15 protein-coding genes are annotated in these 15,089 nt (G+C 50.5%); 8 read left to right on the top strand and 7 right to left on the bottom strand.

Annotated features, from left to right (window positions below; genetic code table 11):
• Nucleotides 1-50: 50 nt before the first annotated feature.
• The 4 genes from clpX to bolA form a co-directional block, all read right to left on the bottom strand.
• Nucleotides 51-1,325 (bottom strand): ATP-dependent protease ATP-binding subunit ClpX, encoded by a 1,275-nt coding sequence (gene clpX, locus On2M_RS09660; RefSeq protein ID WP_003831013.1) that lies wholly within the window; start codon nucleotides 1,323-1,325, stop codon nucleotides 51-53.
• 126 nt (nucleotides 1,326-1,451) lie between these two features.
• Complete coding sequence (gene clpP / locus On2M_RS09655; RefSeq protein WP_003021624.1) at nucleotides 1,452-2,075, bottom strand: ATP-dependent Clp endopeptidase proteolytic subunit ClpP; 624 nt, start codon at nucleotides 2,073-2,075, stop codon at nucleotides 1,452-1,454.
• Nucleotides 2,076-2,322: 247 nt separating this feature from the next.
• Nucleotides 2,323-3,621, bottom strand: coding sequence for a trigger factor (gene tig / locus On2M_RS09650; protein WP_003021622.1), 1,299 nt, complete (start codon nucleotides 3,619-3,621; stop codon nucleotides 2,323-2,325).
• 344 nt (nucleotides 3,622-3,965) lie between these two features.
• Nucleotides 3,966-4,283, bottom strand: coding sequence for a transcriptional regulator BolA (gene bolA, locus On2M_RS09645; protein WP_003021619.1), 318 nt, complete (start codon nucleotides 4,281-4,283; stop codon nucleotides 3,966-3,968).
• Nucleotides 4,284-4,588: 305 nt separating this feature from the next.
• Between bolA and On2M_RS09640 the strand changes: the two genes are divergently transcribed.
• From On2M_RS09640 to cyoE, 7 genes are all read left to right on the top strand, one after another.
• Nucleotides 4,589-5,167: a lipoprotein gene (locus On2M_RS09640; protein WP_151218626.1), complete on the top strand. Its 579-nt coding sequence runs from the start codon at nucleotides 4,589-4,591 to the stop codon at nucleotides 5,165-5,167.
• A 44-nt stretch (nucleotides 5,168-5,211) separates the two neighbouring features.
• Complete coding sequence (gene ampG, locus On2M_RS09635; protein WP_151218625.1) at nucleotides 5,212-6,687, top strand: muropeptide MFS transporter AmpG; 1,476 nt, start codon at nucleotides 5,212-5,214, stop codon at nucleotides 6,685-6,687.
• Between the two features lie 458 nt (nucleotides 6,688-7,145).
• Nucleotides 7,146-8,084: a cytochrome o ubiquinol oxidase subunit II gene (gene cyoA / locus On2M_RS09630; RefSeq protein ID WP_210904722.1), complete on the top strand. Its 939-nt coding sequence runs from the start codon at nucleotides 7,146-7,148 to the stop codon at nucleotides 8,082-8,084.
• A gap of 19 nt (nucleotides 8,085-8,103) precedes the next feature.
• Nucleotides 8,104-10,095 (top strand): cytochrome o ubiquinol oxidase subunit I, encoded by a 1,992-nt coding sequence (gene cyoB, locus On2M_RS09625; RefSeq protein ID WP_151218623.1) that lies wholly within the window; start codon nucleotides 8,104-8,106, stop codon nucleotides 10,093-10,095.
• Complete coding sequence (locus On2M_RS09620) at nucleotides 10,085-10,699, top strand: cytochrome o ubiquinol oxidase subunit III (protein WP_003831007.1); 615 nt, start codon at nucleotides 10,085-10,087, stop codon at nucleotides 10,697-10,699. The genes cyoB and On2M_RS09620 overlap by 11 nt, the downstream gene beginning before the upstream one ends.
• Nucleotides 10,699-11,028 carry a cytochrome o ubiquinol oxidase subunit IV gene (locus On2M_RS09615; RefSeq protein WP_003021607.1) on the top strand — a complete coding sequence of 110 codons (330 nt, stop codon included), beginning with the start codon at nucleotides 10,699-10,701 and terminating at the stop codon, nucleotides 11,026-11,028. Before On2M_RS09620 ends, On2M_RS09615 begins: the two co-directional genes overlap by 1 nt.
• 11 nt (nucleotides 11,029-11,039) lie before the next feature.
• Nucleotides 11,040-11,930: a heme o synthase gene (gene cyoE, locus On2M_RS09610; protein WP_210904721.1), complete on the top strand. Its 891-nt coding sequence runs from the start codon at nucleotides 11,040-11,042 to the stop codon at nucleotides 11,928-11,930.
• Between the two features lie 57 nt (nucleotides 11,931-11,987).
• On the opposite strand, the gene On2M_RS09605 is transcribed toward cyoE, so the two are convergent.
• Nucleotides 11,988-12,311, bottom strand: coding sequence for a DUF1493 family protein (locus tag On2M_RS09605; RefSeq protein ID WP_210904720.1), 324 nt, complete (start codon nucleotides 12,309-12,311; stop codon nucleotides 11,988-11,990).
• Nucleotides 12,312-12,478: 167 nt separating this feature from the next.
• The gene (locus On2M_RS09600) at nucleotides 12,479-12,853 is read right to left on the bottom strand and encodes a DUF1493 family protein (protein ID WP_210904719.1); all 375 of its coding nucleotides are present in this window, start codon (nucleotides 12,851-12,853) and stop codon (nucleotides 12,479-12,481) included.
• 235 nt (nucleotides 12,854-13,088) lie between these two features.
• Between On2M_RS09600 and On2M_RS09595 the strand changes: the two genes are divergently transcribed.
• A complete protein-coding gene (locus On2M_RS09595) occupies nucleotides 13,089-14,453 on the top strand; it encodes an MFS transporter (RefSeq protein ID WP_187259371.1) in 1,365 nt (454 codons plus the stop codon).
• An 80-nt stretch (nucleotides 14,454-14,533) separates the two neighbouring features.
• On the opposite strand, the gene On2M_RS09590 is transcribed toward On2M_RS09595, so the two are convergent.
• Nucleotides 14,534-15,025, bottom strand: coding sequence for a YajQ family cyclic di-GMP-binding protein (locus tag On2M_RS09590; protein ID WP_003831002.1), 492 nt, complete (start codon nucleotides 15,023-15,025; stop codon nucleotides 14,534-14,536).
• Nucleotides 15,026-15,089 lie beyond the last annotated feature (64 nt).

Here is a 15,089-nt window from a genome sequence, read left to right as displayed (position 1 = left end):
GGGAGATAAAATCCCCCCTTTTAAATTAAATGTCTGTATGAATTGATGAATTATTCGCCAGATGCCTGCTGTGCTTCCGGCTTACCGTAAATCAGCAATGGCTTGCTCTGGCCACCAATCACCGACTCATCGATCACCACTTTTTCGACGTCTTCCATAGAAGGCAGATCGTACATGGTGTCGAGCAACGCAGCTTCGACGATAGAACGCAAACCACGCGCACCGGTTTTACGCGCCATCGCTTTCTTGGCGATCGCATCCAGCGCTTCCTCACGGAATTCCAGATCAACACCTTCAAGATTGAACAGCGCCTGATACTGCTTGGTCAGGGCATTTTTCGGCTCTTTGAGGATCTGGATCAGCGCTTCTTCGCTCAGTTCGCTCAGCGTTGCCACAACCGGCAGACGACCGATGAACTCAGGGATCAGACCAAATTTGATCAGATCTTCCGGTTCCACCTGCGACAGCAGTTCACCTTCGCTGGCTTTGTCAGACTGCGCTTTTACCGTTGCGCCAAAACCAATGCCGGAGCCGGTTTCAACACGATTAGCAATGACTTTATCCAGACCGGCAAATGCCCCACCGCAAATAAACAGGATCTTGGAGGTATCAACCTGCAGGAATTCCTGCTGAGGATGTTTACGCCCCCCCTGCGGCGGAACGGCGGCAACCGTACCTTCAATCAGTTTCAACAGCGCCTGCTGCACGCCTTCGCCAGAAACGTCACGGGTAATAGATGGGTTGTCAGACTTACGAGAGATCTTGTCGATTTCATCGATATAGACAATCCCGCGCTGTGCTTTCTGCACGTCGTAATCGCACTTCTGCAGCAGCTTCTGAATAATGTTTTCAACATCTTCACCCACATAACCGGCTTCGGTCAGCGTGGTGGCATCAGCCATGGTGAACGGAACGTCCAGCAGGCGCGCCAGCGTTTCAGCCAGTAGCGTTTTACCGGAACCCGTTGGGCCAATCAGCAGGATGTTACTTTTGCCCAACTCGACGCCATTGCTGGTGTCGCCGTTGCGCAGACGTTTGTAATGGTTGTATACCGCGACCGCCAGCACTTTCTTCGCCTGCTCCTGGCCGATAACATAATCGTCCAGATGGTTGCGAATTTCATGTGGCGTCGGCAGCGCACTGCGTTCACGGTGCGGTGCTACTTCCTTAATCTCTTCGCGAATGATGTCGTTACATAAATCAACACATTCGTCGCAGATATACACGGATGGTCCGGCAATCAGCTTACGCACTTCATGCTGGCTTTTGCCGCAAAAAGAGCAGTACAACAATTTGCCCGAGCCATCTTTGCGTTTATCTGTCATGGGTCAAAACCTCTTCTTTGTTCTTTGTGCCGCACACGACGACGCAAATGCCATTCTCAGGCGCAAGACGCTAGTCAGCGTTGTGCCGCTCCAGGTAATTATAGCGGCACACATGCGCGCTGGGCATTAATTACGATGGGTCAAAATCGAGTCGACCAGACCGTACTCTACCGCTTCAGAAGCAGAGAGGAAGCGATCGCGCTCGGTATCACGTTCAATCTGCTCAAGAGATTGACCCGTATGATGCGCCATAAGTTCGTTCATGCGCCCTTTTACCTTCAGGATTTCACGGGCATGAATTTCAATATCCGTTGCCTGGCCCTGGTAACCGCCCAGAGGTTGGTGGATCATGACGCGAGAGTTAGGTAGGCAAAAACGTTTACCCTTCGCCCCGGCGGTCAGCAGGAACGCGCCCATTGAGGCCGCCTGGCCCATACAAATGGTGCTGACGTCCGGCTTAATAAACTGCATGGTGTCATAGATAGACATCCCGGCAGTGATCACCCCACCAGGGGAGTTGATGTACAGGTAGATATCTTTTTCTGGGTTTTCTGCTTCCAGGAACAGCATCTGCGCCACGATCAGGTTAGCCATATGGTCTTCGACCTGGCCGGTCAGAAAAATGACGCGTTCCTTAAGTAGACGAGAATAGATATCAAAAGAGCGCTCACCACGTGAGGTCTGTTCAATGACCATCGGCACCAGCGCCATATGGGGTGCAAAGTTATCTCGTTCGCCGCTGTATGACATTTCCGTCTCCTGGATAAAATTTGAAAAAACCTGCTGTGCTGATTGTAACCTTATGGACGGATTATCAGCTAGTCCCTCAGTAATGGGTACGACATCGCCATAATTCAAGCATAACAATCTTTTGTTGTAACGCTAACACTGAAACGCTGTTTTCGCACTCTTCCCATGCAAAATGCGTGACAAAAAAAAACCCGCCACCAAAAGGTGACGGGCTTGCGTAGGAAATTCGTGCTAAAAAAGCGACGAATTACGCCTGCTGGTTCATCAGTTCGTTGAAGGAAGTGGCTTTTTCAGTCACTTTCGCTTTCGCCAGAACGGCTTCAACAGCCTGCTCTTCCAGAGCGACGTTACGCATGTTGTCCATCAGCTCTTTATTTTTGCTGTAGAACTCAACAACTTCTTTCGGATCTTCGTAAGCAGAAGCCATCTCTTCGATCAGGCCTTTAACGCGATCTTCGTCAGCTTTCAGCTCGTTGGTGCGAATCACTTCGCCCAGCAGCAGACCAACAACTACACGACGCTTAGCCTGTTCTTCGAACAGTTCACGCGGCAGTTCCAGCGCTTGTTTCTCGTTACCGCCAAAACGCTGTGCAGCCTGACGACGCAGAACGTCGATTTCGCTGTCGATCAGCGCAGCCGGAACGTCGATGTCGTTAGCTTTTACCAGACCTTCGATCGCCTGAGACTTAACGCGGTTACGCACTGCGCCTTTCAGCTCGCGCTCCATGTTTTTACGTACTTCAGCGCGCAGACCCGCGACGGAACCATCTTCAACGCCGAAACGTTTGATGAATTCTTCAGTCAGTTCCGGCAGTTCACGTTCTTCAACTTTCTTCAGGTTGATAACGAACTTAGCGGCTTTACCTTTCAGGTTTTCAGCGTGGTACTCTTCCGGGAAGGTCACGTCGATAGTGAACTCTTCGCCAGCTTTGTGGCCTTTAACGCCTTCTTCGAAACCTGGGATCATACGACCCTGGCCCATCGCCAGAACGAAGTCAGACGCTTTGCCGCCTTCGAACTCTTCGCCGTCTACAGAGCCGGTGAAGTCGATGGTTACACGATCTTCTGCATCAGCAGCGCCGTCTTTGTCTTTCCAGGTTGCCTGCTGCTTACGCAGGGTGTCCAGCATCACGTCAACGTCAGCGTCAGTAACTTCAACAACCGGTTTTTCAACTTCGATTGCTTCCAGGCCAGTCAGCTCAACTTCCGGGTAAACTTCGAACTCTACCGCGTAAGTAAAATCTTCACCCAGCTTGTATTCACCCGGAACGTAGTTCGGTGCGCCAGCCGGATTGATTTTTTCTTTGATGATCGCGTCAACGAAGTTGCGGCTCATCAGGTCGCCCAGAACGTCCTGGCGAACAGACGCGCCATAACGCTGAGCAACAACATTCATCGGTACTTTTCCTTTGCGGAAACCGTCAATACGCACTTTCTTCGCTACGTTGACCAGCTCGCTTTTCACAGCGGTCTCGATGCTGTCAGCAGCGATAGTAATCGTTACACGGCGGCCAAGGCCTTGAGTGGTTTCAACTGAAACTTGCATCTTGTTACCTCAAAAAATCACAGTGCTCGGTCAACTCTTCTCCGCAAGCACAGGTTGTTGGCTTCGCGGAACTGGGATGTTCTCATAATCAATCACATTCCCTGTCGTCAGAATCATCCCGAAGACATTCCGAAAAATAAGACGCGCATTATAGCGGCATCACTTTTATGAGTCGAGAACGGTTATCGCGCGTTGCTGCGGCTTTTTTCACAATTCCCGGCTAATTTTTGTCTGAATACTGTACGACACCCCCAGAATTCAGACAAAACAAAACGGCCCGCAGGCCGTTTTCACATAATCTGTAGCAACATACTGGAAAAGCGTCGGTTGTTGCAAATCCGTTTTTACGCGATGCTTCCCGCCCCACGACACGGAGGCGATGCAAAGATCGTATCCTGCAACGCTTCCCACTCCTTAATGGTGTAGGTATGCAGGGCAAGGGCATGAACGGTTGTGGAAAGCTCCGCCGTTAACGTGCTGTAAATCATCCGATGACGATTAAGAAAACGTTCACCTGTAAAGCGATCGCTAACCAGCACAACCTTAAAGTGGCTTTCAGAACCGGCCGGGACATTGTGACGATAGCTTTCATCCACAACTTCGAGGAATACGGGTTCGAACGCTGCCCTTAATTTTTCTTCTATTTGCTCACGAATCATCATGAAATTTTTCCTCCGACAACGCTGAGATGTCACCCATCCCTTTAAATACTAGCCGCTTTTACCGTTTTCATTACACCTTAGCAACAAAAAATTAGCGCTTGTCTGATTTTTCAGCCAAACGGATGAAGTTCACTGAATCCTCACTTCGATTTATTGCAAAAATCCCGTTTATGGTCTTTAGAAAGTCATAAAACGGACAACACAATGAATTTACATGCGTTACCCACTTCCCCTCATCGTTGGCGATGTTATGATGGCGGGAATTTTCTCCAACCATACAATTTAGATTCGCTGAGAGCCCTGGCATGTTTAAAAAAATCCTCTTCCCGTTAGTCGCGCTGTTCATGTTAGCTGGATGCGCAACGCCGCCAACCACTATTGAAGTCTCCCCGAAGATTACGCTGCCGCAGCAGGACCCAAGCCTGATGGGCGTGACCGTTAGCATCAACGGTGCCGACCAGCGTCAGGATCAAGCGCTGGCAAAAGTCACCCGCGACAACCAGCTGGTTACCCTGACCGCGTCCCGCGATCTGCGTTTCCTGCTGCAAGAAGTGCTGGAAAAACAGATGACCGCACGCGGCTATATGATTGGGCCGAACGGTGCTGTAAACCTGCAAATCATTGTTAGCCAGCTATACGCTGACGTATCTCAGGGTAGCGTGCGTTATAACATCGCCACCAAAGCAGATATCGCCATCATTGCGACCGCGGCTAACGGCAACAAGATGACCAAAAATTACCGCGCAAGCTATTCTGTTGAAGGTGCTCTGCAGGCCTCTAACAAAAATATCGCTGACGCCGTTAACAGCGTGCTGACCGACACCATCGCTGATATGTCTCAGGACACCAGCGTTCACGATTTCATCAAGCAGAACGCGCGTTAATTTCTGCCCATATGGCCCGGCGTTCGTCGGGCCTATAGAAGCCCATGTCCAGTCATTACTTACGTATTTTTCAGCAACCACGTTCAGCTATCCTGCTCATTCTGGGGTTTGCTTCCGGTTTACCGCTCGCACTGACCTCAGGTACGCTTCAGGCATGGATGACGGTTGAGAATATCGATCTTAAAACCATTGGTTTCTTTTCTCTGGTCGGCCAGGCCTACGTGTTTAAGTTCCTCTGGTCCCCGCTTATGGACCGCTACACGCCGCCATTTTTAGGTCGACGCCGCGGTTGGCTGCTGGCAACCCAGGTGCTGTTACTCATTTCTATCGCCGCGATGGGCTTTCTTGAGCCCGGCACACAACTGCGCTGGATGGCCGCACTGGCCGTGGTGATCGCGTTTTGTTCAGCATCGCAGGATATCGTCTTCGACGCCTGGAAAACCGACGTGTTACCTGCCGAAGAACGTGGCACTGGCGCAGCAATCAGCGTGTTGGGCTATCGTTTAGGGATGCTGGTTTCCGGTGGGCTGGCTCTGTGGATGGCCGATCGCTGGCTGGGCTGGCAAGGCATGTACTGGCTGATGGCGGCGCTGCTGATACCTTGCATCATTGCCACATTGTTAGCACCCGAACCGACTGATGCCATTCCGGTGCCCAAAACGCTGGAGCAGGCAGTGGCGGCTCCGTTGCGCGACTTCTTTGGTCGTAACAACGCCTGGCTTATCCTGCTGCTTATTGTGTTGTATAAGCTTGGGGATGCCTTCGCCATGAGTCTGACCACCACCTTTTTAATCCGCGGCGTCGGATTTGATGCGGGTGAAGTCGGCGTGGTGAATAAAACGCTCGGGCTTCTGGCAACCATCGTTGGTGCATTGTACGGTGGGATCCTGATGCAGCGTCTTTCGCTGTTCCGCGCATTGCTGATATTTGGCATTCTGCAAGGGGCGTCAAATGCAGGCTACTGGCTATTGTCCATCACTGACAAACACATGTTCAGTATGGCGGCCGCCGTCTTCTTTGAAAACCTGTGTGGCGGAATGGGCACGGCAGCGTTTGTCGCTTTATTAATGACGCTGTGCAATAAGTCCTTCTCAGCGACCCAGTTCGCCTTGCTCTCCGCGCTTTCAGCCGTTGGTCGCGTTTATGTTGGCCCGGTAGCGGGTTGGTTTGTCGAAGCGCACGGATGGCCGACGTTTTATCTGTTCTCGGTGTTTGCCGCGATCCCTGGTCTCATACTGTTGCTGGTTTGTCGTCAGACCCTGGAGCATAGTTGGCAAAATGAAAGCTTTCTTCCACGCACGGAATTTCGTGGAGCGTACGGTCTGGCATTAATGACGCTGGTAGTGGGTTGCTGTTTGCTGGCAGTCTGGCTGCTACTGCTGACGATGAACGCCCTCGATTACACTCACTTCTCCTTCCTGCCGGAACTGCTTGAAGTCTCAGTGACGGTCGCCGTCTGCGGGGTCATTTTTGGCGGATTGCTGGATTATCTGGCTCTGCGCAAAACCCGTCTGGCGTAAAAATCCGTATTAATAAGCCGTTGTAATCACCCTGCGTAATTATAACGGCTAAATAAACAACAATTGATAAAAATAATATTTGTTATTTTGTGCGCCAAAGAATTTGGAAATTATTGACGCCTTTTATATATTCTATTTTCCTTACTCGATTCAGCCACTACAGATTTATTTTTTGTTCCTGAGTTGTCTTTTTATTGATAATTAATTGTTAATTAATTGTTTTATTTTCGTATTGGTTATACCAATTACCCTCAGCATCTCCTCCGCCTGTCCGCTTTCGTTATAACGTGATGTTGCAACAGGTTCTTAAAGTCAAAGCGACATATATTGTAACATATGTGACACGCATGGCAGAACCCAGTAACACAGATCCAAGGATGTTTACAGTAATGTAACCTTCCCGTAAAATGCCCTCACACTTTAAACGCCACCCGGTCCCGTGGAATTGAGGTCGTTAAATGAGACTCAGGAAATACAATAAAAGTTTGGGATGGTTGTCATTAATTGCAGGCACTGCGTTACTCAGTGGCTGTAATTCTGCGCTGCTTGACCCTAAAGGACAGATTGGACTGGAACAACGTTCACTGATACTGACGGCATTTGGCCTGATGTTGATTGTCGTTATTCCAGCCATCTTGATGGCTGTTGGTTTTGCCTGGAAGTATCGTGCAAGCAATAAAGATGCGAAGTACAGCCCGAACTGGTCACACTCCAATAAAGTGGAAGCTGTGGTCTGGACGGTGCCGATCTTAATCATCATTTTCCTTGCCGTACTGACCTGGAAAACCACTCACGCTCTTGAGCCAAGCAAACCGCTGGCGCATGACGAGAAGCCCATTACCATCGAAGTGGTTTCCATGGACTGGAAATGGTTCTTTATCTATCCGGAACAGGGTATCGCTACCGTGAATGAAATCGCCTTCCCGGCGAATACTCCGGTTGAGTTCAAAGTGACATCTAACTCCGTGATGAACTCCTTCTTTATCCCGCGTCTGGGTAGCCAGATTTATGCCATGGCCGGTATGCAGACTCGACTGCATCTGATCGCCAACGAAGTCGGTACTTATGATGGTATCTCCGCAAGCTATAGCGGACCAGGCTTCTCCGGTATGAAGTTCAAGGCTATCGCAACAAAGGACCGCGCCGAATTCGACCAATGGGTTGCTAAAGCTAAACAGTCTCCGAACACCATGAGCGACATGGCTGCGTTCGAAAAAGTGGCTGTGCCAAGCGAATACAACCAGGTGGAATACTTCTCCAACGTGAAACCTGATTTGTTTAAAGACGTTATTAACAAATTTATGGCTCACGGTAAGAGCATGGACATGACCCAACCCGAAGGTGAGCACAACGCACACGAAGGCATGGACATGAGCCACGCGGAATCCGCTCACTAAGGGGCCGAGGAAGAATACGATGTTCGGAAAATTGACGCTGGATGCAGTGCCGTTCCATGAACCCATTGTCATGGTTACGATCGCTGCCATTATCATCGGTGGTGCGGCCTTACTGGGCCTAATCACTTACTTCGGTAAGTGGACCTACCTGTGGAAAGAGTGGCTGACTTCGGTTGACCACAAACGCCTTGGCATCATGTATGTCATCGTCGCAATCGTCATGTTGATTCGTGGCTTTGCAGATGCCGTCATGATGCGTAGTCAGCAAGCGCTGGCTTCAGCAGGTGAAGCGGGTTTCCTGCCACCTCACCACTACGACCAGATCTTCACGGCTCACGGCGTGATTATGATCTTCTTCGTGGCAATGCCATTTGTTATCGGTCTGATGAACCTGGTGGTTCCGCTGCAGATCGGCGCACGTGACGTTGCGTTCCCATTCCTGAACAACCTGAGCTTCTGGTTCACCGTTGTCGGCGTAATCCTGGTTAACCTGTCTCTGGGCGTAGGTGAATTCGCTCAGACCGGTTGGCTGGCATATCCGCCGCTCTCGGGAATAGAGTACAGTCCAAGCGTCGGGGTCGATTATTGGATATGGGCAGTCCAGTTGTCCGGTATTGGTACAACGCTGACTGGTATCAACTTCTTTGTGACCATCATTAAGATGCGTGCGCCAGGAATGACCATGTTCAAGATGCCGGTATTTAGCTGGGCGTCTCTGTGCGCGAACATCCTGATTATCGCTTCTTTCCCAATCCTGACGGTTACCGTCGCGTTGCTGACCCTGGATCGCTATCTGGGCACCCATTTCTTTACCAATGATATGGGCGGCAACATGATGATGTACATCAACCTGATTTGGGCCTGGGGCCATCCGGAAGTGTACATTCTGATCCTGCCAGTATTCGGGGTATTCTCCGAAGTCGCTGCAACCTTCTCGCGTAAGCGTCTGTTTGGTTACACCTCGCTGGTGTGGGCAACCGTGTGTATCACCGTTCTGTCGTTCATTGTTTGGCTGCACCACTTCTTCACCATGGGTGCCGGCGCAAACGTAAACGCCTTCTTCGGTATTACCACCATGATTATCGCCATCCCGACCGGGGTGAAGATCTTCAACTGGCTGTTCACCATGTATCAGGGCCGTATCGTATTCCACTCAGCAATGCTGTGGACGATTGGCTTTATCGTGACCTTCTCAGTCGGCGGCATGACCGGCGTACTGCTGGCGGTTCCGGGTGCCGACTTCGTACTGCACAACAGTCTGTTCCTGATTGCGCACTTCCATAACGTTATCATCGGCGGCGTGGTATTTGGTTGCTTCGCGGGGATGACCTACTGGTGGCCGAAAGCGTTTGGCTTCACGCTGAACGAGACCTGGGGTAAACGCGCATTCTGGTTCTGGATCATCGGCTTCTTCGTGGCATTTATGCCGCTGTACGTGCTGGGCTTTATGGGTATGACCCGTCGCCTCAGCCAGCAGATTGACCCGCAGTTCCATCCGATGCTGGTTGTTGCCGCTTGTGGTGCCGCGCTGATTGCACTCGGTATCCTGTGCCAGTTCATTCAGATGTACGTGTCCATTCGCGACCGTGAGCAGAACCGTGACCTGACCGGTGACCCATGGGGTGGTCGTACGCTGGAGTGGGCAACCTCTTCCCCGCCTCCGTTCTATAACTTTGCCGTTGTGCCGCACGTTCACGAGCGTGATGCCTTCTGGGAAATGAAAGAAAAAGGTGAAGCGTACAAGCAGCCTGCGCACTATGAAGAGATTCATATGCCGAAGAACAGCGGTGCCGGTATCGTCATTACCGCCTTCGCAACACTGTTTGGTTTCGCCATGATCTGGCATATCTGGTGGCTGGCGATTGCAAGCTTCGCAGGCATGATCATCAGCTGGATTGTGAAAAGCTTTGATGAAGACGTGGATTACTACGTGCCGGTCCCGGAAATCGAAAAACTGGAAAACCAGCATTTCGATGAGATTACTAAGGCAGGGCTGAAAAATGGCAACTGATACTTTAACGCACGCGACTGCCCACGCGCACGAACATGGGCACCACGATGCAGGCCAGACCAAGATCTTCGGATTCTGGGTCTACCTGATGAGCGACTGCATTCTGTTCTCTATTCTGTTTGCAACCTATGCCGTTCTGGTGAACGGCACCGCAGGTGGCCCAACAGGTAAGGACATTTTTGAACTGCCGTTCGTTCTGGTTGAAACATTCCTGCTGTTATTCAGCTCCATTACTTACGGCATGGCAGCGATCGCCATGTACAAGAACAACAAGAGCCAGGTTATCTCCTGGCTGGCGTTGACCTTCTTGTTCGGTGCCGGATTCATCGGGATGGAACTCTATGAATTCCATCACCTGATTGTTAACGGTATGGGCCCGGATCGCAGCGGCTTCCTGTCTGCGTTCTTCGCGCTGGTCGGCACGCACGGTCTGCACGTCACCTCCGGTCTTATCTGGATGGCGGTGCTGATGGTGCAAGTCGCTCGTCGCGGCCTGACCAGTACTAACCGTACCCGCATCATGTGCCTGAGCCTGTTCTGGCACTTCCTGGATGTGGTATGGATCTGTGTGTTCACTGTTGTTTATCTGATGGGGGCGATGTAATGAGTCATGCTAACGAGAGCGGCGGCGCATCCCATGGCAGCGTAAAAACCTACATGACAGGTTTTATCCTGTCGATCATCCTGACGGTCATTCCGTTCTGGATGGTGATGACAGGTTCTGCCTCTCCGGCCGTCATTCTGGGAACTATTCTGGCAATGGCAGTGGTACAGATTCTGGTGCACCTGGTGTGCTTCCTGCACATGAATAGCAAATCTGATGAAGGTTGGAACATGACGGCCTTTGTCTTTACTGTGCTAATCATCGCCATCCTGGTTGTGGGCTCCATCTGGATTATGTGGAACCTTAACTACAACATGATGATGCACTAAGAGCGGCGATTATGATGTTTAAGCAATACCTGCAAGTAACGAAACCAGGCATCATCTTTGGCAACCTGATCTCGGTGATTGGGGGGTTCCTGCTGGCCTCGAAAGGCAGCATTGATTATCCCCTGTTTATCTACACGTTGGTTGGGGTGTCACTGGTTGTGGCGTCGGGTTGTGTATTTAACAACTACATCGACAGGGATATCGACAGGAAGATGGAGAGGACCAAAAACCGCGTGCTGGTTAAAGGTCTGATTTCCCCTGCGGTCTCGCTGGTATACGCCTCCCTGCTGGGTATTGCTGGCTTTATGCTGCTGTGGTTTGGCGCGAACCCTCTGGCCTGTTGGCTGGGGGTAATGGGCTTCGTGGTCTATGTGGGCGTCTATAGCCTGTACATGAAGCGCCATTCCGTTTATGGCACGCTGATTGGCTCACTCTCCGGCGCTGCGCCGCCGGTGATTGGCTACTGCGCCGTAACCGGTGCGTTCGATAGCGGTGCGCTGATTCTGCTGGCTATTTTCAGCCTGTGGCAGATGCCGCACTCTTACGCGATTGCGATTTTCCGCTTCAAGGATTATCAGGCTGCCAACATCCCTGTACTGCCGGTGGTGAAAGGTATTTCGGTCGCGAAAAACCATATCACGCTGTACATCGTGGCATTTGCTATCGCCACGCTGATGCTAACCCTGGGCGGCTATGCAGGTTACAAATACCTGATTGTTGCTGCGGCGGTGAGTGTCTGGTGGTTGGGCATGGCGCTGCGCGGTTATAAAGTGGAAGATGACAAAGTCTGGGCGCGCAAGCTGTTCGGCTTCTCCATCATCGCCATTACCGCGCTTTCCGTGATGATGTCCGTCGACTTTATGGTGCCAAACTCGCAGAACCTGCTGACTTACGTCTGGTAAGAATCTGCAGATACGAAAAGGGTGCTCTGGCACCCTTTTTATTGGCAGGAATGTTATTCAGTCGTAAAGCCATTTCCCAGCCTTTGCTGATTCAATAATCATACCTACTGTCAAAGGCTTCAACTCAATTTCAGGAGGATCTTTTCGCCAGAAAGTGGATTCTTGTTCAATATAATTCCTTCCATCAAACTTCGAATATTCAATATCAAAATGCTCAAATAAATCAGCTAAAAAATCATACGCATCTTCCGGAACAAACTGAAAATCATCCTCAAGGGTCCATTGTTTAGTGACCTGCTTAAGACCAGGTCTGAACCAACGTTCCCTGATTGGGTAATTCTTCATGATGTACTCAATAACTTCAGCTTCATAATTTCTCATCAGAAGGATGTCCACTGTATGCGATCTTTAGTCGTACTAATATCATGATATCATTAGACTTTATGATGTATTATTCATACACCCTGTTGACCTTGGTTGGGTAAATTCAGCGAATGCTAAAAGGGTACTTCGGCATCCTTTTTATTTACTACCCGATTTTGACAGCATCAGGTCTCGTCTTTTTGTTCATCAGGCCAGATCTCAAACAACCATTTCCCCGCCTTTGCTGACTCCGCAAACATCCTTACGGTTAAAGGTAAACGTGTGCCTTCTACTTCTTCCCATTTAGCTTTGAACCATCTAGTGAATAGTGGCAAATTGTGCCACGGATAATACGGTTTCCAGTTCACACATGATAAATCGACTTTAAACTCTTTCTCATATCGAGTCAGAGCACTGTGGAGGTCATCACCGGGGACATCAAATAGTTCTGAGTCGAGTTCTAAAGGAACCTCTTTCCAGTTTTCATCCAAATACCCGGGTATTTCTTCCCTGAAAAGCTTTAACACATCGTCTTGAATACTCATTAGAATGATGTCCATTGAATACCGTCATCAGCCTGAATCAATTGGTGATATTTATTACGAAATACCATTTTCCTTTTCCCTGTTTCCATTAGTAATAACCACAAAAAGACTACACCTGTAATTATCGCAAGTAAATTAGTTGCAACCGTAACTATTTAAGTTTCCGTGCTACACAATTCCACATATCGTAGAGGTTTACCCCATTCCTTCCCCGCTTTACACTAGGCGCGAAATTAATACAGAGGTGGGAATGAACGATTACAAAATGACGCCCGGTGAGTTGCGCGCCACCTGGGGTTTAGGGACCGTATTCTCGTTGCGCATGCTTGGCATGTTTATGGTTCTGCCAGTTCTGACCACGTACGGCATGGCGCTACAGGGTGCCAGCGAAGCGCTGATAGGCCTTGCCATCGGCATTTATGGCCTGGCGCAAGCCGTCTTCCAGATCCCCTTTGGTTTACTCTCTGACCGCATCGGCCGTAAGCCGCTTATCGTCGGCGGACTGGCGGTATTCGTTCTCGGCAGCGTGATTGCCGCGCTCTCCGATTCTATCTGGGGAATTATTCTTGGCCGCGCCCTACAAGGCTCTGGCGCAATTGCCGCCGCCGTAATGGCGCTGTTGTCCGACTTAACCCGCGAGCAAAACCGCACCAAAGCGATGGCGTTTATCGGCGTCAGCTTTGGTATCACCTTTGCCATTGCGATGGTGCTGGGGCCCATCGTTACCCATGCGCTGGGGCTCCACGCGCTGTTCTGGATGATTGCCGCTCTTGCCACCACGGGTATCGTGCTGACTATTTGGGTCGTTCCCAATAGTACCAACCACGTGCTGAACCGCGAGTCGGGCATGGTAAAAGGCAGCTTCAGCAAAGTGCTGGCGGAGCCTAAACTGCTGAAGCTCAACTTCGGCATCATGTGCCTGCACATTTTGTTGATGTCCACTTTCGTCGCGTTACCAGGACAACTGGCGAAAGCCGGTTTCCCCGCCGCCGAACACTGGAAAATTTATCTGGTGACGATGCTGCTGTCTTTTGTTTCCGTGGTGCCGTTCATCATTTACGCCGAAGTGAAGCGCAAGATGAAACGCGTGTTCCTCGCCTGCGTGTTACTGATCCTTATCGCAGAGATCGTATTATGGAGCGCTAACATTCGTTTCTGGGGTCTGATTGCGGGCGTGCAGATTTTCTTCCTCGCCTTTAACCTGATGGAAGCCCTTCTCCCCTCGCTTATCAGCAAAGAATCACCTGCAGGTTATAAAGGCACGGCGATGGGCGTTTACTCCACCAGCCAGTTTCTTGGCGTGGCGATTGGCGGTTCACTCGGTGGTTGGGTGGTCGAAATGTTTGATGGTCAGGCCGTATTCCTGGCTGGCGCGCTGCTGGCAGCCATTTGGTTACTGGTGGCAAGCACAATGAAAGAACCGCCTTACGTCAGCAGCCTGCGCGTGGAAATCCCACCAGAAATTGCCGCGGATGACACGTTGAAGCAGCGTCTGTTGGCGAAAGAAGGGATAAGCGAAGTGTTAATCGTGGCGAAAGAGCATTCAGCCTACGTGAAAATCGACAGCAAAGTGACCAATCGATTCGAAGTTGAGCAAGCGATAAGCCAGGCGTGAAGAGTGCCGAATGGTGACTATCGTCTTGTCCGGCCTACAAATAGCATGTGCGACCTGTAGGCCGGATCAGGCATTACGACTTAATCGCGGAAGTTCTTAAACTGGAACGGCTGGCCGAGATCGCCGCCGCGAACCAGCGCCATGACGGATTGCAGATCGTCACGCGCCTTACCGGTCACACGAATTTCTTCGCCTTGAATCTGCGCCTGCACTTTCAGCTTGCTGTCTTTGATCAGCTTAACGATTTTCTTTTGCACCGCGCTTTCAATGCCCTGCTTCAGCTTAGCTTCAACAAACCAGGTTTTACCGCTGTGCACGAAGGTCTCTGGTACGTCCAGCGACGTGCCTTCAATACCGCGTTTCAGCAGCTTTGCACGTAAAATATCCAGCAGCTGATTGACCTGGAAATCAGACTCGCTCAGCACCTTAATCGTCTTATTTGACTCATTCAGCTCAAAAGTGGCTTCAACGCCACGAAAATCAAAGCGTGACTCGACTTCACGGCTGGCGTTATCCACCGCGTTACGGGCTTCCTGAAGATCAACTTCAGAGACAATATCGAAAGATGGCATCTTTTCCTCTCCCTTCATTTTTGATGCAAAGCATAATACCTGCAAAGTTACTCAACAGACAGCG

This window comes from Citrobacter sp. On2M (assembly GCF_018035235.1).
Lineage (GTDB): Bacteria > Pseudomonadota > Gammaproteobacteria > Enterobacterales > Enterobacteriaceae > Citrobacter > Citrobacter meridianamericanus.
This window is presented reverse-complemented; position numbering and strand designations above follow the sequence as displayed.